Origin of the sequence: Faecalibacillus sp. TM498, assembly GCF_020589955.1 — a bacterium.
Classification (GTDB): domain Bacteria; phylum Bacillota_I; class Bacilli_A; order Erysipelotrichales; family Coprobacillaceae; genus Faecalibacillus; species Faecalibacillus intestinalis.
This window is the reverse complement of record NZ_JAJDKB010000022.1, coordinates 1-19,697: the sequence shown is the minus strand read 5'-3', so window position 1 is coordinate 19,697 and position 19,697 is coordinate 1. Positions and strand designations below refer to the sequence as shown.

Genomic DNA, 19,697 nt, shown 5'->3' with positions numbered 1-19,697 from the left:
TATGGATTTTACACATTTTGATGAAAAAGGAAATGCCATTATGGTAGATGTATCTTCAAAAGACACAACACAAAGAACAGCAATTGCTTATGGTGAAATTTGTGTTGGTCAAGAAATACTTGAAAAAATTGAAAATCATCAAATGAAAAAGGGTGATGTTCTTTCAGTGGCAAGAATTGCTGGAATTATGGCAGTAAAGAAAACCAGTGATATTATTCCATTATGCCATCCTTTACTTTTAAGTAAGATTACCGTGGATTTTCATATTAATCATGAAAAAGAATTGATAGAAACTTATTGTCAAGTTACATGTTTGGGAAAGACAGGGGTTGAAATGGAAGCACTCCATGGTGTGAGTGCTACACTACTTACTATTTATGATATGTCAAAGGCTGTTAGTAAAGAAATGGAAATTAGAAATATTCATTTAATAAGTAAAAGTGGTGGAAAGAGTGGTGATTTTAAATGGCAGGACAAGTAAAAGCAATCTGTTTAAGTGAAAAAAAAGGAACGGCAAAAATACCTGTTGAAAAAATTGAAGTTATTGAAAATCATGGCTTTAAAAATGATGCTCATGCAGGTTCTTGGCATCGACAAGTTTCCTTGTTATCTTATGAAACAAGAGAAGAATTTAAGAAAATGGGTTCTACTGTTGAAGATGGTGCTTTTGGTGAAAATTTACTTATTTCAGGAATTGATTTTAATGAAATTGAAATAGGAACACGTCTTAAAATAGGTGATGTTATCCTTGAAATTACTCAACTTGGGAAAAGCTGCCATAACCATTGTGCTATTTATCATCAAGTAGGAAAATGTATTATGCCCACAAATGGCTTATTTTCTCGTGTTTTAAAAGGAGGAACGATTCAGTTGAATGGCTCAGTTGAAGTTTTAAAAGAAAGAGATAAACGTTTACGTGTGGCAATTTTAACACTTTCTGATAAAGGCAGTCAGGGTCAAAGAGAGGATTTAAGTGGACCTTACATCCAAGATTATTTTAAAGAAAGAGGCTATTATGTCACTTCTTATGAAATTTTACCGGATGAACAAAAGCTAATTGAACAAGCATTGATTAATTTATCAGATCGTTGTCACAATGATTTGATTATTACTACTGGTGGGACAGGGTTAAGTATGCGGGATGTCACACCAGAAGCCACACTAAAAGTAGCAACACGAAATGTACCAGGTATCAGCGAAGCAATTCGCTATGAGTCAATGAAATATACCAATCGTGCCATGCTTTCAAGAGGGGTATCTGTTTTAAGAAACAAAACGTTGATTATTAATTTGCCAGGAAGTTTAAAAGCTGTTAAAGAAAGTTTAGATATTATTATTGATCCTTTAAAACATGGGTTAGAAATTTTAAAAGGAGAGGCACATGATTGTGCTCGAAAAGATGGTTGATTTATCACCTCTTTATATTTCTTTAAAAACAGCAATTATTACAATTGTCATTACTTTCTTTTTAGGTTTATTTCTTGCAAAATGGACGTTGAATCGAAAACATGATTTAACGAAAATTATTTTAGATGGTATTTTTACCATGCCTCTTATTTTACCACCAACAGTTATGGGATTTTTCTTATTAATGATCTTTGGGGTTAATCAACCTATTGGAAAACTTTTTCTCCATGTTTTTCATTATAAAATTACTTTTAGTTTTTCAGCAACGGTTATTGCTGCTGTCATGATTTCTTTTCCTTTAATGTATCGTAGTGCCAAAGCGGCCATGGAACAAATAGATCATGATTTGATTGATTCAGGAAGAACACTGGGAATGTCAGAAAAACGCATTTTCTTTACAGTCATTTTACCTGAAGCTATGCCAGGAATTATTAGTGGGGGTGTTCTATCTTTTGCAAGAGGTTTAGGGGAATTTGGAGCAACGGCTATGCTTGCAGGAAATATAGTTGGAAAAACAAGAACTTTACCTTTAGCGGTCTATAGTGAAGTCATGTCAGGAAATTACGATAATGCAGGTGTTTATGTTTTTATTATCGTTGTTGTTTGTTTGATAGCTGTTGTTGGTGTCAATGTTTATCAATACTCTATTAAGAAAAAAAGGAGTTTTTAGATGAAATTAGAAGTTGTAATCTTTAAAAAATTGTCAGAATACGATTTAGATGTCTGTTTTGAAAGTCATGAAGACCGCCTTGGTTTAATGGGACCAAGTGGAAGTGGAAAAAGTATGGTTTTAAAATGTATTGCTGGAATTATGACACCGGATGCAGGACGTATTGTTTTAGATGATGAAGTTTTATTTGACAGTGATTTAAAAATTAATATTTCCCCACAAAAAAGAAAAATAGGATACATGTTTCAAAATTACGCATTATTTGATCATATGAATGTTTATCAAAACATTGCTGCTCCTTTAAAAGCACATCATGAAGATAAACAAGTGATTAAAGAAAAAGTTCAACAAATCATGAAAGACTTTCAAATAGATGATTTACAAAAAAGATATCCTCGTCAGCTTTCAGGAGGACAAAAACAACGCGTTGCTTTAGCACGGTTACTTGTTTATGATACAAATCTTGTTTTATTAGACGAACCTTTTAGTGCCTTAGATGAATCATTAAAGGAAATGCTTTTAAATGAAACAAAGAAAAAATTAATTGAATATCAAAAGAAATGTCTGTTTGTAACACATAGTCCAAAGGAAATGGAAATGATGTGTGATAATAAATTAAAAATAAAAAGGGGGAGATTGGAATAATGAAAAAGTTATTAAGTTTAATGTGTAGTTTATTAATGATTGTTACTTTATGTGGTTGTTCATCAACTCAAGATCAACAAGAAGAAGTAACATTGACATTTGCTGCTGCAGCAAGTTTGGAAAATACGTTTGAAAACAAACTTATTCCTGAATTTGAAAAAGAAAATCCAAATATCAAAGTTCAAGGAGTTTATGATTCAAGTGGTAAATTACAAATTCAAATTGAACAAGGATTAAAGGCAGATGTTTTCTTTTCTGCAGCAACAAAACAAATGGATACTCTTGTTGATGAAAAATACATCAATAAAAAGGATGTTGTTGATTTATTAGAAAATAAACTGGTTTTAATTACTGGTAAACAAACAACAACAGAAGTAAAAGATTTTGCTAATATCGCAAAAGCAGAAACAATTGCGATTGGAGATCCTGAAGTTGTACCTGCTGGTCAATATGCAAAAATGGCATTAACTCATTTAGGGCTATATGATGCTTTAAGTTCAAAATATAGTTTAGGGGGAAATGTCACTGAAGTATTAAACTGGGTTGCTTCATCTTCAAGTGAAGTAGGTATTGTTTATTCAACAGATGCTAAAAGCAGTAAAGATGTAAAAGTCCTTGCAACCTGTGAAAATAGTTTATTAGATGAACCTGTTATTTACCCAGTTGCAAAACTTGCTAAAACAAAACATAGTGATGAAACTGAAAAATTCCTAAAATTCATTCAAAAGAAATCTTCTTTAAAACAATTTGAAAATTACGGGTTTACTGTTAATAAATAACATGAAAGAAATTAAAACAGAAGATGCCATAGGTAGTGTTCTCTGCCATGATATCACAGAAATTGTAAAAGACCAAAGAAAAGGGCCTCGTTTTAAGAAGGGTCATATTATTAAAGAAGAAGATATTGAAGTATTATTGAATTTAGGAAAAGAACATCTTTATGTTTTTGAAAAAGATGAAACAATGATGCATGAAAATGATGCAGCAGAAATATTATGTAATCTTTGTTTCAATGAATATATGAAAAAAAGCGCTATTAGTGAAGGAAAGATTGAACTTACAAGTACAATTGATGGATTGTTTAAAGTAAATCGAGAAGAACTTTTTAAGGTCAATTCTTTTGGACAAATGATGATTGCGACAAGACAAGGTAATGTACCTGTAAAAAAAGGGGATAAACTTGCAGGCATGCGTATTATTCCACTCGTTATTGAAAAAGAAAAGATGCAACAAATCCAAGAAATAGTTCAAAAACCTATTTTAAAAATCATGCCTTATCAAATAAAAACAGCAGGAATTATTACTACAGGTTCAGAGGTTTATAAAGGGAGAATTAAAGATACATTTACGCCAGTCATCGTAGAAAAATTAAAAGAATACGGGGTAGAAGTTACTTACCATAGTTTATCATTAGATGATCATGAAATGACAACTAGTAAAATCAATGAAGCTTTAAAACAAGGAGTGGATCTTGTTTTATGCACAGGAGGAATGTCTGTTGATCCTGATGATAAAACACCACTGGCGATAAAAAACACAGGTGCAAAAATATTAAGCTATGGTGCACCTGTTCTTCCTGGAGCAATGTTTTTATTAAGTTATAAAGGTGATGTTCCAATTGTTGGATTACCAGGATGTGTTATGTATTCACGTCGAACAATTTTTGATATTGTTTTACCAAGACTTCTTGCTAAAGATTTAATTACCAGTGACGAACTTGCTTTGCTTGGTGAAGGAGGACTTTGTTTAAATTGTCCTGTTTGTACTTTTCCAAATTGTGGACTTTCGAAAGGATAAAAATGACTTATAAAAATCCACAGAAATTTGATTTAAAGATTCGTCTTTATAACCAAGAAAAAAGTTTTGGTAAAGGCGTTTATGAACTGATGAAAAAAACGCAAAGTTTTGGTTCCTTATCAGGAGCTTACAAAGCTATGAAAATGTCAAATTCAAAGGCATGGAAAATTTTAAAAAGAGCGGAAGAGGATTTAGACATGCCTCTTGTTGAACGTATTAGTGGTGGTAAAGATGGTGGTGGTAGTAAACTTACTCAAGAAGGCGAAGAATTGTTAGAAAAGTATGAAAAATTTATTCAAGAAATGAATGAATATGCAGGTGTTCGGTTTAAGGAGATTTTTGAAGATGAATAAACAGGAATATTTAATTATTACTTTTCATTCATTAGATGATGCAATGGATTTAGATGCTAAACAAACATCTTCTATGAAAGGACGTTTAATTCCTAAACCATCTGTTATTGATGCAGGATGTGGCATGTGTTTTTCTTGTCAAAATAAAGATATGGAAAAGTGGAAGATTTTTCTTGAAGAAAATCAAATTCATTATGAAAAAATAGTAAAGGTTGTGTTTTAAATGAAAGAAAAGCTTTATTGTAAAAGTGGTGGCTGTAGTGCTAAATTAGGCGCTAAAAAATTAACTCATATTTTAGAAAAAATCGATAAATATCCCAATTCTAATTTACTTGTTGGCTTTGATAGTCATGATGATGCCTCTGTTTATCAAATAAATGAACATCAAGCTATTGTTTCAACACTTGATTTCTTTCCACCAATGGTAGAAGATCCTTATTTATTTGGACAAATTGCAGCAACGAATGCTTTAAGTGATGTTTATGCTATGGGTGGAACTCCTTTGACAGCTTTAAATATTGTTTGTTTTAACGATCAAGATGATTTAAATATTTTAGGAAAAATCATTGAAGGTGGAAATGATAAACTAAAAGAAGCTAAAGTTGTTTTATCAGGTGGTCATTCCATCAAAGATGAATCAACAAAATATGGCTTAAGTGTTACGGGAATAGTAGATCCAAGTAAAATGATTCAAAATAATGGAGCACAAGTGGGAGATACATTAATTCTTACTAAAAAATTAGGAGTAGGATTGACATTAAATGCTTATCGTTTAAATGATGCACGTCAAGAAATACTTGATGAGGTTTTTAAGAGTATGACAACACTTAATAAATATGCATTCGATGTTTTAAATAAATATACACTTCATGCTTTAACGGATGTCACTGGTTTTGGTTTACTTGTTCATTTAGATGAAATGCTAGATGAAAAGGCAAGTGCATTTTTAGACAAGCAAAGTATTCCCTATTTTAAGGATTGCCCTTATTATGTTAATGAATTTTATTTAAGTGGAGGCGGACAGCATAATCGCAATGCAATGAAAAATAAAGTTTGTTTTGATGAGGAAAACTTTGTTTTAGAAGAAATTCTTTATGATCCACAAACAAGTGGAGGACTTCTTGCCAGTGTTGCAAGTGATGATTTAGAAAATATTTTAAATGATTTTAACCAAGCAGGACTTGCTTGTTATGTGATTGGTAAAATTGTTGAAAAAGATCAATTTGATATTTATGTACGTTAGGAGATTATTATGGAAATTTTAGATGCTCGAGGACTTGAATGTCCATTACCAGTTGTAAAAACAAAGGAATTATTAAAAGATATTGATAAAGTAAAAGTACTTGTTGATAATGAGATTGCGATTGAAAATTTAACAAAATTTGCAGGAGTAAGACATTATCAAATTGTTACAGGTGATGACGGAGATGATTTTTATGCAATTATTGCTAAAGAAGGTATTGATGAAGAATTAGATTTTAATGAAAAAAGTGGAGATGTTGTTGTTATTTCAAGTAAAACAATGGGAAGTAATGAAGAACTTGGTGCTGTTTTAATGAAATCATTTATCTTTGCACTTACAAAACAAGATCAATTACCTAAAGAAATGATTTTTTATAATGAAGGTATTTTCCTTACTACAAATGAGGGAGATATTTTAAATGATTTAAAATATCTTGAAAGTCAAGGTGTTGATATTGTAAGTTGTGGAACATGTCTCGATTTCTTTAACCGTAAAGAGTTATTACAAGTAGGGGCTGTCACAAATATGTATGATATTGTTGAAAGAATGGAGAAGGCTGAAAAAGTTATTAAGCCATAAAAGATAAATGAAAGATTTAGTTATTGTAAGAGGTGGTGGCGATATTGCTACAGGGACCATTTATAAACTTTTTAAATGTGGATTTAAGGTCTTGATTTTAGAAATTGAAAAACCAAGTGCCATTCGAAGAAATGTTGCTTTTTGTGAAGCTATTTATGATACGCAAAAACAAGTAGAAGATGTCACTTGTTATTTAGCACATGACTATGATGAAGCAAAACAATTTTTAATGGAAAATAAAGTGACGTTATTGATTGATCCAGAGGCTAAAGCCATTGATTATTTCAAGCCAGAGGTTGTTGTTGATGCCATTCTTGCTAAAAAGAATTTAGGAACAACAAAAAAGATGGCACCAATTACCATTGCTTTAGGTCCGGGATTTATGGCAGGTAAAGATGTTGATGTTGTTATTGAAACGATGCGAGGGCATAAACTAGGAAGAACGATTTATCAAGGAGCTGCTTTAAAAAATACAGGTGTACCAGGTGTCATTAAAGGTTATGGGAAAGAACGTGTTATTCATTCTCCTGGCGCAGGAACTGTAAAACATGTAAGGCATTTAACAGATATTGTTAAAAAAGGTGAAGTGATTGCTTACGTTGATCAAACACCGATTTATGCGACAATGGATGGATTACTTCGTGGCTTGATTAAAGAAGGCTTTGTAGTCACTCAAGGTTTTAAAATGGCAGATATTGACCCACGTGAAGATGAATATGAAAATTGTTTTACGATTTCCGATAAAGCACGCTGCATTGCTGGTGGTGTCATTGAAGCTATCTTTTATTTAAGAGGACATAGAAATGATTTATCTTGATCAAGCAGCAACCAGTTTTCCTAAAATTAAAGAAGTTCAAGATGCAGTAATTGATTGTATGAATCATTGCACCAATGCGAATCGTTCTACCAGTGTGACAAGTTTAAATGCGAGTCGTTTGATTTATCAAACACGCAAACTTATTAAAGAATATTTTCATGTACCTCAAGATGGATGTGTGGTTTTAAATAGTGGAAATACCGAAAGTCTCAATACATGTATTAAAGGTATTCTCAAAAAAGGAGATCATGTGATTACGACCTACGCTGAACATAACAGTGTTTTAAGACCACTTTATCAATTAGAAAAAGCAAATATTATTACGTTATCTATTACCTCACCTACAGTAGAGAATATTAAAAAACATCTTCAAAAAAAGACAAAAATGATTATTGTAACACATAGTTCTAATGTAACGGGTGAAATTTATCCAATTGCTGAAATTGGAAAACTAGCGCACGAACATGGTATTTTGATGATGAGTGATATTGCTCAAAGTGCGGGACATCTTTTCATTGATATGGAAAAGATGAATTTAGATATTTTATGTTTTAGTGGTCATAAAGGATTGCTTGGAAATAGTGGAGTTGGTGGTTTTTGTTTAGCTCAATCTATAGAAATAGAACCTTTAATAAGTGGTGGAACAGGAATGGACTCTTTTAATCATTTTCAAAGTGATTACTATCCTGAACATGTTGAAGCGGGGACACGTAATATGACAGGAATCGCTTCTTTAAAGGCAGGGGTTTGTTATTTAATGAAACATCAAGATGAAAAATCAAAATACACAAATGAATTAGTTAAACTTTTATATGATGGTTTAAAAAATATTCCACAAGTTGTTTTGTATGGCGATTTTAAAGAAAGAACACCAATTCTTGCATTTAATATACAAGGAATGGATAGTTTTCAAGTGGCAGATCTTTTAAATAATAAATATGGCATTGCAATTCGTTGCGGTACTCATTGTGCTCCTTTGATGCATCAACATCTCAATACAGTGAAAAGTGGAATCGTAAGAGTATCACTTTCATTTATGAATACAAAAGAAGAAATACAATTTTTCATCAAAGCAATTAAAGAAATTAGTGAGGATAATTATGATAATTAGTGTTATTGGTTCAGGTGGAAAGACAACAAAAATAAAACAGTTAAAAGATCAATATTTAAAAGAAGGTAAGAGTGTTTTAATGACAACTTCTACTCATATGAAAATTGAAGAAAAGACACTAGTCGATCCGAGTTATGAAGAAATAATAAATGAAATTAAAAAGCATGGCTACGTACATGCAGGTGGCAAAGCCAAAAATCAAAAAATTAAAGCTTTAGATGATGAAGTGTTAGAAAGATTAAAAAAAGAAATAGATGTAATTTTAATTGAAGCTGATGGTTCCCATGGATTTCCTTTAAAATATCCAAGAAATCATGAACCTGCTGTAGACAAAGACAGTAATGAAATTATTTTAATTACTTCTTTAAAGGGACTTGGAAAACCTGTTCAAGATGTTGTTCATGGTTATCAAGAAATGAAAGTTGATGGAAATCAAAAAGTAGATAGTCTTTTTATTCAACAACTTATCAACATCTATTTAAAAAAAATTAATAAATATAATGTTCCTATTAAAATTCAAGTAAACGGAGTAAGTTCGCTTTATGAAAAAGCACTAGCTTCGTTATTAGAAAATCAAAAGGAAGTAACACTTATTAATGAAGAATGGTTCTTGCCACAACCGAAACTTGTTATTTTGGGTGCAGGACATGTGAGCCAATATGTAAGTAAAGTTGCTTCTATGTTGGATTTCTATACGATTGTTATTGATGAAAGAAAAGAATTTGCATGTAAAGAATTATTTCCAGAAGCAAATGAAATTCATTGTGTTTCTTTTGATAAAGCTGATTCCTATTTTCCTAAGGAAGCAAATACATGTTATGTCATTGTGACAAGAGGACATAAAGATGATCGTTTGTGTTTAAAAAAGACACTTTTTCGACAAAGTCTTTATGTAGGAATGATTGGAAGCAAGAAGAAAGTTAAACAAACTTATGATGCTTTATTAGAAGAAGGGTATCAACAAGTTGAACTTGATAAAGTACATGCCCCTATTGGACTTTCAATAAAAGCGATAACTCCTGCAGAGATTGCCGTCAGTATCATGTCTGAAATTATAGCTATTAAAAATGAACATCAATATTCAAGCATGACAAGTGACTTATTAGAAGTACAAGGTGATGGTGTTTTATGTATTATTATCGATAAAAAAGGATCAACACCACGTACAGTTGGTAGTATGATGTTTGTAAATGAAAAAGGAATTATTGGTTCTATTGGTGGGGGAAGAGAAGAATATCAAGCTATTTTAGATGCTAAGAATTGTCATGAGGTAATGATGAAACATTATGAATTAAATAATAGCGAAAGTGCCAATTTAGGAATGATTTGTGGAGGAAGTAATGATGTTTTATTTCTTCCTATAAAGCAGCATTAGCTGCTTTTTTTATGTCTATAACTCTATTTTTTTGTATTATCTTGATGAAAAAATAGAGTTATGCTACAATTTTCTTGTTTTTAGAAGGTTAATTTAATGTGAGGGAGAGAGAATATGGAGAAAAAAGAGTATACAAGTCCTTATGATTTTGAAGGGAAAATTCCTTTAAAACAGGCAATTATTTTAGGTTTACAACACGTTCTAGCAATGTTCGTTGGTAACTTAACACCAGTACTTATTATTACGGGGGCTTGTGCTGCAATGCATGATGCAGATGTATTTGCTGCAATTCAAGTTTCACTTTTACAAAATGCAATGCTTATTGCAGGTGTTGTTACTTTAGTACAATTATTTTCAATAGGTCCTATTGGTGGGAAAGTCCCAATTATCATGGGAACAAGTTCAGGATTTATTGGTGTTTTCCAAAGTGTTGCTCATGTAATGGGTGGTGGTGTTTTAGGATATGGTGCCATCATGGGAGCAAGTATTATTGGTGGTTTATTTGAAACGGTTTTAGGTTTTCTTTTAAAACCATTACGTCGTTTCTTTCCGTCTGTTGTTACAGGAACAGTTGTTTTATCCATTGGTTTGTCTTTAATTGGTGTTGGTGTTGCTTCTTTCGGGGGAGGAAGTAGTGCTAAAGATTATGGATCTGTAGAAAATCTTTTAATTGGTTTATTTGTTTTAGTTGTTATTTTAGCTTTTAAACATGGTACAAAAGGAATGCTAAGTAATTCGGCTGTTTTAATTGGAATTATTTGTGGTTATGTTTTATGTATGATTTTACCATTGTTTATTTCAACAACAGGTGTTGCCAGTGATGGAACAGAGTTTGTTAAATCATGGGTTTTAAATTGGGATAAGGTGGCTCAAGCAAAATGGTTTGCCTTACCAAAACTCATGCCAGTAAAACCAGTTTTTGATTTAAGAGCAATTTTACCAGTTTTAATTATGTTTATTGTTACAGCTGTTGAAACTGTTGGGGATATTTCTGGTGTTATGGAAGGCGGAATGTCAAGAGAAGCTACAGATCAAGAATTATCAGGTGGTGTGATCTGTGATGGTATTGGTTCATCCATTGCTGCTTTATTTGGTGTTTTACCTAATACATCTTTTTCACAAAATGTTGGGTTAGTAACAATGACTAAAATTGTCAATCGTTTTGCTTTGGCGTGTGGTGCGATTTTCCTAATTATTTGTGGTTTATTTCCTAAATTAGCGGCACTTGTTTCAATTATGCCTCAATCCGTATTAGGTGGAGCAGCAGTCATCATGTTTTCATCGATTGTTATGTCTGGAATTCAATTGATTACCAAAGAACCTCTTACTGCTCGTTCAATGACAATTGTTTCAGTTGCTTTAGGATTAGGTTATGGTATTGGTGCAAATAGTGCAATTTTAATGCAACTTCCACAAGCAATTCAAATGATTTGTGGAGAATCAGGAATTGTACCTGCTGCTTTTGTAGCAATTATTTTAAATATTTTATTACCAAAAGAAAAACAATAAAGGAGGGCTTTCTTTGTTATCGATTAGAAATTATGTGCGACCTCAAACAATTGAGGAAGCTTATGAATATGCAAAAAAACCGCTGAGTGTTGTTTTAGGTGGTATGTTATGGCTTAAAATGCAAAATAGAAATGTTAATTTTGCTATTGATCTATCTGATTTACATTTAGATCAAATTGAAGAAATAGATGATGAAATACATATTGGTGCTATGGTTACTTTAAGAGAGCTTGAAACAAATGAACAATTAAACCATTTTACACAAGGAGCTATTAAAGAAAGTGTACGTCATATTGTCGGTGTTCAATTTAGAAACTTAGCGACAATTGGTGGGTCTATTTATGGAAGGTTTGGTTTTTCTGATGTTTTAACACTTTTTATGGCGCTTGATTGTGAGGTAGAACTTTATCCAACTGGGCGGGTTTCTATCAAAGAATTTGCGAATATGAAATTTACAAAAGATATTCTTACAAAAGTTATTATTAAAAAAGTACCAACAAATGTGGTTTATTTATCACAAAGAAATATTTCAACAGATTTTCCTGTTTTAACCTGTGCTGTTAGTAATATAAATCAACATTATACATGTATCATTGGAGCAAGACCGTTACATGCTGTAGCTATTAATGGAGATAGTTATTTTGAAGCAGGTATTACTGAAGAAAATATTCAAAATTTTACAAAATGTGTTTTATCAGAATTAAAATTAGGAAGCAATTCAAGAGCATCTAGAGAATATCGTCAAAAGATTGCAAAAGTTTTAATAAAAAGAGCTTTTCTTCAATTGAAGGAGGATGTATATGGAAATTAAATTAACTTTAAATGGAGAAAGAATTGTACAAGATATTGAGCCTGATTTATTACTTATTGATTTTGTGAGAAAAAATGGTTGCTATAGTGTTAAACGTGGTTGTGATACAAGTAACTGTGGATTATGTACGGTTTTATTAAATGATAAACCAGTGCTTTCATGCAGTATTCTTGCAATGCGTGCAAATGGTGCAAAAGTAGTTACTTTAGAAGGAATGCAAGAAGAAGCAAAACCACTAGCAACATTTATTGCTAGTCAAGGAGCTGAACAATGTGGTTTTTGTAATCCTGGATTTATGATGAATACACTTGCTTTATTAAAAGAAAATCCTCATCCAAGTGATGATGAAATTAAAGAATTTTTAGCTGGAAATTTATGTCGTTGTTCAGGTTATGAAGGACAACTTAGAGGAATAAAAAATTACCTAAACTATCTTGAAGAAAAGGGGAATGAATAATGGCTTATAAACATATTGAAAAACCGGTCATGAAAAAAGATGCGATGAATCTTTTGCTTGGTAAACCTGTTTATGTAGATGACATAACAAGTCAAGACTGTTTAGTTGTTAAAGTGTTAAGATCACCACATGCTCATGCTTTGATTGAAGAAATTGATGTTTCTAAAGCTCAAAAAATCCCAGGTATTGAAGCTGTTTATACGTATAAAGATGTCCCTCAAAAACGTTTTACCATGGCAGGTCAAACGTCTCCAGAACCAAGTCCTTATGATCGTTTAATTTTAGATCAAAGAGTTCGTTTTGTAGGAGATGCTGTTGCTATTGTTGCTGGTATTAATGAAAAGGTTGTTGATCGTGCTTTAAAAATTATTAAAGTAAAATATCAAGTTTTAACACCAGTTCTTGATTTTACGAAAGCAAAAGATAATAACATCTTAGTTCATCCTGAAGAAAATTGGAAAGCTTTATGTCCAGTAGGTGCTGATAATCATAGAAATCTTGTGGCAACAGATTCTTCAAGTCAAGGTGATTTAGAAAAAGTGTTTGCTTCTTGTGATCAAGTCATTGAAAGAATCTATCATACAAGAGCAAACCAACAAGCAATGATGGAAACTTTTAGAACTTATTGTGAAATTGACCCTTATGGAAGACTTCATGTTATTTCTTCAACCCAAATTGTTTTCCATTGTCGAAGAATTCTTGCTAACGCATTAGATATTCCTCAATCGAAAATTCGTGTTGAAAAACCAAGAATTGGAGGAGGATTTGGGGCTAAACAAACTGTTGTAGCTGAAGTTTATCCTGCTTTTGTAACATGGATGACCAAGAAACCTTCTAAAATGATTTATAGTCGAAAAGAATCACAAATTGCCTCTACACCGCGTCATGAAATGCAAGTGACTGTTAAATTAGGAGCAATGAATGATGGAACAATTCGTGCAATGGATGTTTATACGCTTTCAAATAGTGGTGCTTTTGGTGAGCATGGACCAACAACAGTAGGTTTATCGGGACATAAATCGATTCCACTTTATACAAATAATCTTGAAGCCTTTAAATTCTCTTATGATGTTGTTTATACTAACTGTCAAGCTGCTGGTGCCTATCGTGGCTATGGCGCTACGCAAGGACTTTTTGCGGTAGAATCGATTGTTAGTGAAATGGCAGGAATTTTAGGTATTGACCCAGTAGTTATTCGAGAAAAGAATATGGTTAGACAAGGTCAAACAATGGGGGCTTATTATAATGAGGTTGCAAAAGCATGCGCCTTAGACAAATGTATGGAGCATGCTAAAAAACTTTTTGATTGGGAAAACAAATCAAAAGTACGTGTTTTAGAAAACGGTAAAATTAGAAGTTCTGGAGTAGCCATGGCTATGCAAGGATCTGGTATTTCAGGGGTTGATGTTGGTTCCGCCACATTAAAACTTGAAGATGATGGTTATTATACACTTCATATTGGGGCAGCTGACATGGGAACAGGTTGTGACACCATTCTTGCACAAATGGCGGCCGAATGTTTAGATTGTGACGTTGATCAAATTGTTGTTTTTGGGGCAGATACAGATATTTCACCTTATGATTCAGGTTCTTATGCCTCTTCAACAACTTATGTAACAGGAAAGGCAGTAGAGCAAGCTTGTGAAAAATTAAAAAATAATTTATGTAACCTTGCTTTACAAACATTTCATTGTGAAAAAGAAGATGTTGAATTCACCTCACAAGGTGTTAAAAATTTAAAGACAAACGAACTTTTAACTTTAAAGGAGCTTGCTTTAAAAGCCATGTGTGGAAATAATATCGAAACACAGGTTACAGTTACCCATTCATCTCCAATTTCGCCACCACCTTATATGGTAGGAATGGTTGAAATTGAACTTGATAAAGAAACAGGACAAGTTGATATTCTTGATTATGTTGCTGTTGTTGATTGCGGCACTGTTATTAATACAAATTTAGCACGGGTTCAAACAGAAGGGGGCTTAGTTCAAGGAATTGGTATGGCTCTCTATGAAGATGTTCAATATACAAAACGTGGTGCTATTCCTGAAAATTCTTTTATGCAATATAAAATTCCTACACGTTTGGATATGGGAAAAATTAGAGTTGAATTTGAAAGTAGCTATGAACCAACTGGTCCATTTGGTGCAAAATCGATTGGTGAAATTGTTATTAATACACCATCTCCTGCAATCGCCAATGCCATCTATCGAGCAACTGGTAAGTATTTAAAAGATCTTCCAATGACTCCTGAAAAAATCTTAATGGCAATCGATGAATAATGAAAACATATATTATTTATTTAGCAGCAGGAAATAGTCGTCGTTTTAAAGAAGATAAGTTACATGCGCTTTTTAAAGGAAAAGAGCTTTATCTTTATGGAATTGATACTTTGAAACAATTATTAAAATATCGTAATGATCTAGAAATTATCGTTGTTTCTAATACAATTGATATACAAGAAAAATATATTCATAGTTATAAAAGCCCTTTAAGTGAAAGAGGAATTTCCTATTCTATTAAAGCTGCTTTAAATCATATCAATCAAGATGATGACTATCAAATGATGTTTATGGTTGCCGATCAACCCTATCTATCTTATCAAACACTCAATAAGATGATTGATACATTTAATCAATCATCTTATTCTATATGTTCTTTAATGTTTAAAGATAGAGTAGGAAATCCTGTGATTTTTTCTAAAGACTATTTCAATGAGTTATATTCTTTAAAAGAAGATCAAGGAGGGCGTAAGATCGTTAATAAATATCCACAAGAATGTTTCTATTTTAGAATTGAAAATGAAAAAGAACTTTATGATATTGATTATCAAAATGACTTACAAAAACTGATAAAGGAAGAAGAATATGATTGAATAGGCTAAATTAGAAGATAAAGAAGAAATCTATAATTTGATTTGTATTTTAGAAAATAAAGAAATTAATAAAGAACACTTTGATTGCATTTTTTAAAATTCTTTAAAAAATGCAGATATTATTTATTTAGTTTATCGAGATGAAAAAATTGAAGGATTTCTAAGTTTTAAAATACATCATTATTTACATCATGACCATGATACAGGTGAAATTGTAGAACTTGTTATTTTACCAGAAAAAAGAAGTTTTAAAATTGGTAAACAACTTATTGAAAAAATTGAAGAGATTGCAAAAGATAAGCAATTCGAACAAATTGAGCTTTCTACTTCCACTTATCGTAAAGATGCGCATCGTTTTTATGAAAGACAAGGTTATGAAAAATTACATTATAATTATACGAAAGAACTAGATGACTAACCGTCACCTTTTTTTTCACATCTTTTACACATAGTCATGCTACAATAAAGTTGAAGAGGTGGTAGTAATGTATAAAGCATTAATGATAGAAGATCATAAAGAAGTAAGAGACTTTGTTAAAGAGTATTTTGATCATAAAGAAATAGAGGTTATAGAAGCTCAAAATGGTTATGAAGGATTAGCAATATTAGATGATACAATCGATATCATTTTACTTGACATTATGATGCCAGGAATTGATGGCTATGAAGTTTGTAAACAAATTAGAAGTCAATATAATACGCTCATCGTTTTTATAAGTGCTTTATCAGAAGATGAAAACCAATTAAAGGCTTATGAATATGGGGCAGATGATTATATTACTAAACCATTTAAACCTTCTTTGTTGTATGCAAAATGTTTAGCACTTTTAAAAAGAAATAAAAAGATTGAAACGAATCAACTTCAGTCAGGAAAAGTGATTTTGGATTTAGATAAACATATTTTAGTGATTGAAGAAAATGATATTGTTTTAACAGATAAAGAATTTAAACTTCTTCGATACTTAATGAAAAATCAAGGAATTGTTTTATCAAGAGAAAAAATTTTAGATACTTTGTGGGGCTATGATTATTATGGGGATGGTCGAGCAGTAGATACATATATTAAACGTTTAAGGAAACGATTGGGAAAATATTCTTATTATATTCAAACCATTGTTAAAACAGGATATATGTGGAAAGGAGAAGAATCATGAAGAAGATAAGAAGTATTCAGTTTAAGGTGTTTATTTGTTTATTTATTTCTTTTATGGTAGTATTTGGTTATGTTGTCAAAAATAAGTATGATCGAAGTTTTAATGAACTCCTTTATTACAGTCAAAGTGGTACTTCAGATGACTATATAAATTATTGTACAGCTATTTCTAATAAAAATGGAGAGTATAGAGAGTTTGATTTAGATAAAATAAAACAAGGGTTAAGTGAATTACCTAAAGATGATTCAACTAAAATATATCTTTTAGATACTTATGGAAATCCAATCGAACAATACGGATATGAAAAAGATGATCATTTACTTATTGTACATGATCCTTTTGTAGAAATTAACGAGAGTGATGTAGATACAGATTATTCTGATGATTTCTATGATGCACGTTATTATATTGATTTGTCATCTTTATCAAGTGAACAATATCAGTTATTAATAGAAACAATTAAAGATGTTGAAAAAAATAAATATGATGATATTCATTTATACTTTGAAGGACAAATTGAAGAATTAAAGAACTTTAAAGATACATCACAATCAACATATAATACAAAAAATCGGTATTATAAGGTTAAACCGACTTTTATACATTATAATACAGATATCTTTGGTCAAAAAAAAGGAAATACCGTTGAAGCATTTTATGAAGCCTATGTAGAAAATGGCGAAGTACATTTAAAGAAAAGTGAAGAGGAAGCTTATGGGGATACAAGAGTTTCTACATCAAAAATAAATGAATTATCTAAAAAGGCTGTAAATGAACATTTTTCAAATGTCTATGCAGGGCTTGCTACTTTTTTAGATGATGTTTCAATTGATTCAAATTCACGTACAGCTATAAAAAAGACAAATGAAATTGCTGATGCGCTTAAAAAAGGAACATTATCGTATGCTTCTTTTACAAAGATACTAGATAATTATTCATATACTGTATTACTTCTTCCTTTAGATGAGCATCATGGTTACGTTGAAGGACAAGAACCAGCCCCCAATGCCTTAATTGCTGTTTTTTATGGTTTTAAAACACGGGGATTCCATCAATTAAGAGATGAATTAATTAAAAGTAATTTTCCATTACTTTTAGGTGGTGTCTTATTTATTGTTTTATTTTCGTATTTGATTTCTTATATGACAACAAAACGTATTAAAGAAATTGATCGTGTTGCAATGGAAATCACAAATAATAATTTTAAAGGTGTATTAGATACAAAAGGAAATGATGAGTTATCAAGTCTTTCAAGTCATATAAATACAATGTCTTCTAACTTGAAAAGAAATATAGACGCTTTGAATCTAGAAATAGATCAAGTGAAAAAAATGGAACAATTAAGGAAAGAATTTATTGCTCAATTTACTCATGAGATTAAAACACCTCTTGCTATTATTAATGGAAATATTGATTTATTAGAAAATGTAGATGATGAAGATAAAAAAGCTAAGTATATAGAGGTGATCAATAAAGAAATTAGTGTTATTAATGATTTAGTATTACAAATGTTAGATTTATCAAAACTTGAAGCAAAGGCGGTTACTTTAGATAAAAAAGAAATTGATTTAAGAGAGCTAACTGAAGATATTGTTGATGATTATGAACAATTATTAATGGATAAAAAATTAAAGATAGAAATACAAGGAGAAGATGTTTTAATTGTAAGTGATAGAAAACGAATAGAAATGGTTATTCAAAATTATTTATCAAATGCAATCAAACATGCATTTATTAATAGTACGATTAAAATTAAAATCAAAGAAAATGAGTTTTCTATTGAAAATAAGGGAAAACAAATTGATGAAAAACGTATGGATACTATTTGGGAATCTTTTGTAAGTGATGATCAAAAAGGTACAGGCTTGGGTCTTGCAATCGTTAGAAATATTTTAGAACTTCATGAAATGAGTTATGGAGTTCATAATTTAGAAGACGGTGTAGAGTTTTATTTTAGATGGAAAAAATAAATGAAAACCCTTTCTTTAAAAAAGAATTATAGAATCGTTAAAAAAGTATTCTTTTTTTCATAAATTAGTTCCATTTAATGAAAAAAAAGCATATAATAGGCATTGCTTAAAGGAGAGATAGTAATGAATATAATTTTAATGGGTCCACCAGGTGCTGGTAAAGGAACTCAAGCTGCTAAATTGGTGGAAAAATATGGTTTAAAACAAATTTCTACAGGAGATTTATTTAGAAAAGCAATTAAAGAAGAAACAAAATTTGGTGTTATTGCTAAATATTTTATTTCTTTTGGTTATTTAGTACCAGATGATTTTACAATTCAAATGATTCAAGAATATTTAGAAGAAAATATTAACACTGAAGAATTTAAAAATGGTTTCATCTTAGATGGTTTCCCAAGAACAATCATTCAAGCTAGAAAATTAGCTGATATTTGTTCAATGTTCAATTTTAAAATTGATGCTGTAATCAACTTAGATATTCCTGAAGATGTCTTAGTTAAACGTTTATCAGGAAGAAGAACTTGTGCTGATTGTGGAAAATCATATCATATCGTTTATAACCCACCAAAAAAAGAAGGTGTTTGTGACGTATGTGGTGGAGAATTAACACAACGTTCTGATGAAAGTGAAGAAGCAGTTCAAGTACGTATTGATACTTACAATAAACAAACAAAACCTTTAATTGATTACTACACGATGTTAGGTGAACTTACTAATGTTGATGGAAATCAATCAATGGATGAAGTTGCTGAAGAAATTTATAAAGTATTAGATGAATTAAAATAGAAGTGAAAAGCTTCTATTTTTTTCATTTTATGAAAGAAACGTACTTGTCTATACCTCTATGCTATAATGAATGTGTCAAAAATGGAGGATATAAAAATGAGTAAAAAACCTGTAAAAATTGTAACAATTGGTGGAGGA

General features: G+C 31.0%; 22 protein-coding genes. All 22 read left to right on the top strand.

Annotated elements, in window-relative coordinates:
• Nucleotide 1: 1 nt before the first annotated feature.
• The 22 genes from moaC to LJD32_RS08145 all read left to right on the top strand — a co-directional run bounded on the left by moaC (nucleotide 2) and on the right by LJD32_RS08145 (nucleotide 19,559).
• Complete coding sequence (moaC, locus tag LJD32_RS08250; RefSeq protein WP_032089996.1) at nucleotides 2–481, top strand: cyclic pyranopterin monophosphate synthase MoaC; 480 nt, start codon at nucleotides 2–4, stop codon at nucleotides 479–481.
• Nucleotides 466–1,407, top strand: coding sequence for a molybdenum cofactor synthesis domain-containing protein (locus tag LJD32_RS08245; protein WP_227392117.1), 942 nt, complete (start codon nucleotides 466–468; stop codon nucleotides 1,405–1,407). The genes moaC and LJD32_RS08245 overlap by 16 nt, the downstream gene beginning before the upstream one ends.
• Nucleotides 1,382–2,077, top strand: a complete 696-nt coding sequence (gene modB / locus LJD32_RS08240) for a molybdate ABC transporter permease subunit (RefSeq protein ID WP_227392116.1) — start codon at nucleotides 1,382–1,384, stop codon at nucleotides 2,075–2,077. Before LJD32_RS08245 ends, modB begins: the two co-directional genes overlap by 26 nt.
• Nucleotides 2,078–2,722, top strand: coding sequence for an ATP-binding cassette domain-containing protein (locus LJD32_RS08235; RefSeq protein ID WP_032089998.1), 645 nt, complete (start codon nucleotides 2,078–2,080; stop codon nucleotides 2,720–2,722). It begins immediately after the preceding gene.
• Nucleotides 2,722–3,501: a molybdate ABC transporter substrate-binding protein gene (modA, locus tag LJD32_RS08230; protein ID WP_227392115.1), complete on the top strand. Its 780-nt coding sequence runs from the start codon at nucleotides 2,722–2,724 to the stop codon at nucleotides 3,499–3,501. The genes LJD32_RS08235 and modA overlap by 1 nt, the downstream gene beginning before the upstream one ends.
• Nucleotide 3,502: 1 nt before the next feature.
• Nucleotides 3,503–4,519 (top strand): molybdopterin-binding protein, encoded by a 1,017-nt coding sequence (locus LJD32_RS08225; protein ID WP_227392114.1) that lies wholly within the window; start codon nucleotides 3,503–3,505, stop codon nucleotides 4,517–4,519.
• A gap of 2 nt (nucleotides 4,520–4,521) precedes the next feature.
• A complete protein-coding gene (locus LJD32_RS08220; RefSeq protein WP_048923033.1) occupies nucleotides 4,522–4,872 on the top strand; it encodes a winged helix-turn-helix domain-containing protein in 351 nt (116 codons plus the stop codon).
• Entirely contained in the window at nucleotides 4,865–5,095 is a 231-nt protein-coding gene (locus tag LJD32_RS08215; protein ID WP_032090002.1) for a DUF3343 domain-containing protein, read from the top strand. Before LJD32_RS08220 ends, LJD32_RS08215 begins: the two co-directional genes overlap by 8 nt.
• A complete protein-coding gene (gene selD, locus LJD32_RS08210; protein ID WP_227392113.1) occupies nucleotides 5,096–6,115 on the top strand; it encodes a selenide, water dikinase SelD in 1,020 nt (339 codons plus the stop codon).
• Between the two features lie 9 nt (nucleotides 6,116–6,124).
• The gene (gene yedF, locus LJD32_RS08205) at nucleotides 6,125–6,694 is read left to right on the top strand and encodes a sulfurtransferase-like selenium metabolism protein YedF (protein ID WP_032090004.1); all 570 of its coding nucleotides are present in this window, start codon (nucleotides 6,125–6,127) and stop codon (nucleotides 6,692–6,694) included.
• 7 nt (nucleotides 6,695–6,701) lie between these two features.
• Entirely contained in the window at nucleotides 6,702–7,511 is an 810-nt protein-coding gene (gene yqeB / locus LJD32_RS08200) for a selenium-dependent molybdenum cofactor biosynthesis protein YqeB (RefSeq protein WP_175300869.1), read from the top strand.
• Nucleotides 7,498–8,622 (top strand): aminotransferase class V-fold PLP-dependent enzyme, encoded by a 1,125-nt coding sequence (locus LJD32_RS08195; RefSeq protein ID WP_227392112.1) that lies wholly within the window; start codon nucleotides 7,498–7,500, stop codon nucleotides 8,620–8,622. The genes yqeB and LJD32_RS08195 overlap by 14 nt, the downstream gene beginning before the upstream one ends.
• Complete coding sequence (yqeC, locus tag LJD32_RS08190) at nucleotides 8,612–9,997, top strand: selenium cofactor biosynthesis protein YqeC (protein WP_227392111.1); 1,386 nt, start codon at nucleotides 8,612–8,614, stop codon at nucleotides 9,995–9,997. Before LJD32_RS08195 ends, yqeC begins: the two co-directional genes overlap by 11 nt.
• A 114-nt stretch (nucleotides 9,998–10,111) precedes the next feature.
• Nucleotides 10,112–11,506 (top strand): uracil-xanthine permease family protein, encoded by a 1,395-nt coding sequence (locus tag LJD32_RS08185; protein WP_227392110.1) that lies wholly within the window; start codon nucleotides 10,112–10,114, stop codon nucleotides 11,504–11,506.
• Nucleotides 11,507–11,519: 13 nt separating this feature from the next.
• Nucleotides 11,520–12,317, top strand: a complete 798-nt coding sequence (locus tag LJD32_RS08180) for an FAD binding domain-containing protein (RefSeq protein WP_227392109.1) — start codon at nucleotides 11,520–11,522, stop codon at nucleotides 12,315–12,317.
• Nucleotides 12,307–12,774, top strand: a complete 468-nt coding sequence (locus LJD32_RS08175) for a (2Fe-2S)-binding protein (protein ID WP_032090010.1) — start codon at nucleotides 12,307–12,309, stop codon at nucleotides 12,772–12,774. The genes LJD32_RS08180 and LJD32_RS08175 overlap by 11 nt, the downstream gene beginning before the upstream one ends.
• On the top strand, nucleotides 12,774–15,056 hold the full coding sequence (locus tag LJD32_RS08170; protein ID WP_227392108.1) for a xanthine dehydrogenase family protein molybdopterin-binding subunit: 2,283 nt from the start codon (nucleotides 12,774–12,776) through the stop codon (nucleotides 15,054–15,056). The genes LJD32_RS08175 and LJD32_RS08170 overlap by 1 nt, the downstream gene beginning before the upstream one ends.
• Nucleotides 15,056–15,649: a nucleotidyltransferase family protein gene (locus tag LJD32_RS08165; protein ID WP_052010861.1), complete on the top strand. Its 594-nt coding sequence runs from the start codon at nucleotides 15,056–15,058 to the stop codon at nucleotides 15,647–15,649. Before LJD32_RS08170 ends, LJD32_RS08165 begins: the two co-directional genes overlap by 1 nt.
• 118 nt (nucleotides 15,650–15,767) lie before the next feature.
• Entirely contained in the window at nucleotides 15,768–16,067 is a 300-nt protein-coding gene (locus tag LJD32_RS08160; protein ID WP_227392132.1) for a GNAT family N-acetyltransferase, read from the top strand.
• Between the two features lie 67 nt (nucleotides 16,068–16,134).
• Complete coding sequence (locus LJD32_RS08155) at nucleotides 16,135–16,803, top strand: response regulator transcription factor (RefSeq protein WP_032090012.1); 669 nt, start codon at nucleotides 16,135–16,137, stop codon at nucleotides 16,801–16,803.
• Nucleotides 16,800–18,773, top strand: coding sequence for an ATP-binding protein (locus LJD32_RS08150; protein WP_227392107.1), 1,974 nt, complete (start codon nucleotides 16,800–16,802; stop codon nucleotides 18,771–18,773). The genes LJD32_RS08155 and LJD32_RS08150 overlap by 4 nt, the downstream gene beginning before the upstream one ends.
• Nucleotides 18,774–18,896: 123 nt before the next feature.
• Entirely contained in the window at nucleotides 18,897–19,559 is a 663-nt protein-coding gene (locus LJD32_RS08145; protein WP_032090013.1) for an adenylate kinase, read from the top strand.
• Nucleotides 19,560–19,697: the final 138 nt, after the last annotated feature.

Excerpts from the sequence above, each read along its gene's own strand:
- moaC (WP_032089996.1), top strand. The coding sequence starts at position 2 with ATGGATTTTACACATTTTGATGAAAAAGGAAATGCCATTATGGTAGAT.
- LJD32_RS08245 (WP_227392117.1), top strand. The coding sequence starts at position 466 with ATGGCAGGACAAGTAAAAGCAATCTGTTTAAGTGAAAAAAAAGGAACG.
- modB (WP_227392116.1), top strand. The coding sequence starts at position 1,382 with ATGATTGTGCTCGAAAAGATGGTTGATTTATCACCTCTTTATATTTCT.
- LJD32_RS08235 (WP_032089998.1), top strand. The coding sequence starts at position 2,078 with ATGAAATTAGAAGTTGTAATCTTTAAAAAATTGTCAGAATACGATTTA.
- modA (WP_227392115.1), top strand. The coding sequence starts at position 2,722 with ATGAAAAAGTTATTAAGTTTAATGTGTAGTTTATTAATGATTGTTACT.
- LJD32_RS08225 (WP_227392114.1), top strand. The coding sequence starts at position 3,503 with ATGAAAGAAATTAAAACAGAAGATGCCATAGGTAGTGTTCTCTGCCAT.
- LJD32_RS08220 (WP_048923033.1), top strand. The coding sequence starts at position 4,522 with ATGACTTATAAAAATCCACAGAAATTTGATTTAAAGATTCGTCTTTAT.
- LJD32_RS08215 (WP_032090002.1), top strand. The coding sequence starts at position 4,865 with ATGAATAAACAGGAATATTTAATTATTACTTTTCATTCATTAGATGAT.
- selD (WP_227392113.1), top strand. The coding sequence starts at position 5,096 with ATGAAAGAAAAGCTTTATTGTAAAAGTGGTGGCTGTAGTGCTAAATTA.
- yedF (WP_032090004.1), top strand. The coding sequence starts at position 6,125 with ATGGAAATTTTAGATGCTCGAGGACTTGAATGTCCATTACCAGTTGTA.
- yqeB (WP_175300869.1), top strand. The coding sequence starts at position 6,702 with ATGAAAGATTTAGTTATTGTAAGAGGTGGTGGCGATATTGCTACAGGG.
- LJD32_RS08195 (WP_227392112.1), top strand. The coding sequence starts at position 7,498 with ATGATTTATCTTGATCAAGCAGCAACCAGTTTTCCTAAAATTAAAGAA.
- yqeC (WP_227392111.1), top strand. The coding sequence starts at position 8,612 with ATGATAATTAGTGTTATTGGTTCAGGTGGAAAGACAACAAAAATAAAA.
- LJD32_RS08185 (WP_227392110.1), top strand. The coding sequence starts at position 10,112 with ATGGAGAAAAAAGAGTATACAAGTCCTTATGATTTTGAAGGGAAAATT.
- LJD32_RS08175 (WP_032090010.1), top strand. The coding sequence starts at position 12,307 with ATGGAAATTAAATTAACTTTAAATGGAGAAAGAATTGTACAAGATATT.
- LJD32_RS08170 (WP_227392108.1), top strand. The coding sequence starts at position 12,774 with ATGGCTTATAAACATATTGAAAAACCGGTCATGAAAAAAGATGCGATG.
- LJD32_RS08165 (WP_052010861.1), top strand. The coding sequence starts at position 15,056 with ATGAAAACATATATTATTTATTTAGCAGCAGGAAATAGTCGTCGTTTT.
- LJD32_RS08155 (WP_032090012.1), top strand. The coding sequence starts at position 16,135 with ATGTATAAAGCATTAATGATAGAAGATCATAAAGAAGTAAGAGACTTT.
- LJD32_RS08150 (WP_227392107.1), top strand. The coding sequence starts at position 16,800 with ATGAAGAAGATAAGAAGTATTCAGTTTAAGGTGTTTATTTGTTTATTT.
- LJD32_RS08145 (WP_032090013.1), top strand. The coding sequence starts at position 18,897 with ATGAATATAATTTTAATGGGTCCACCAGGTGCTGGTAAAGGAACTCAA.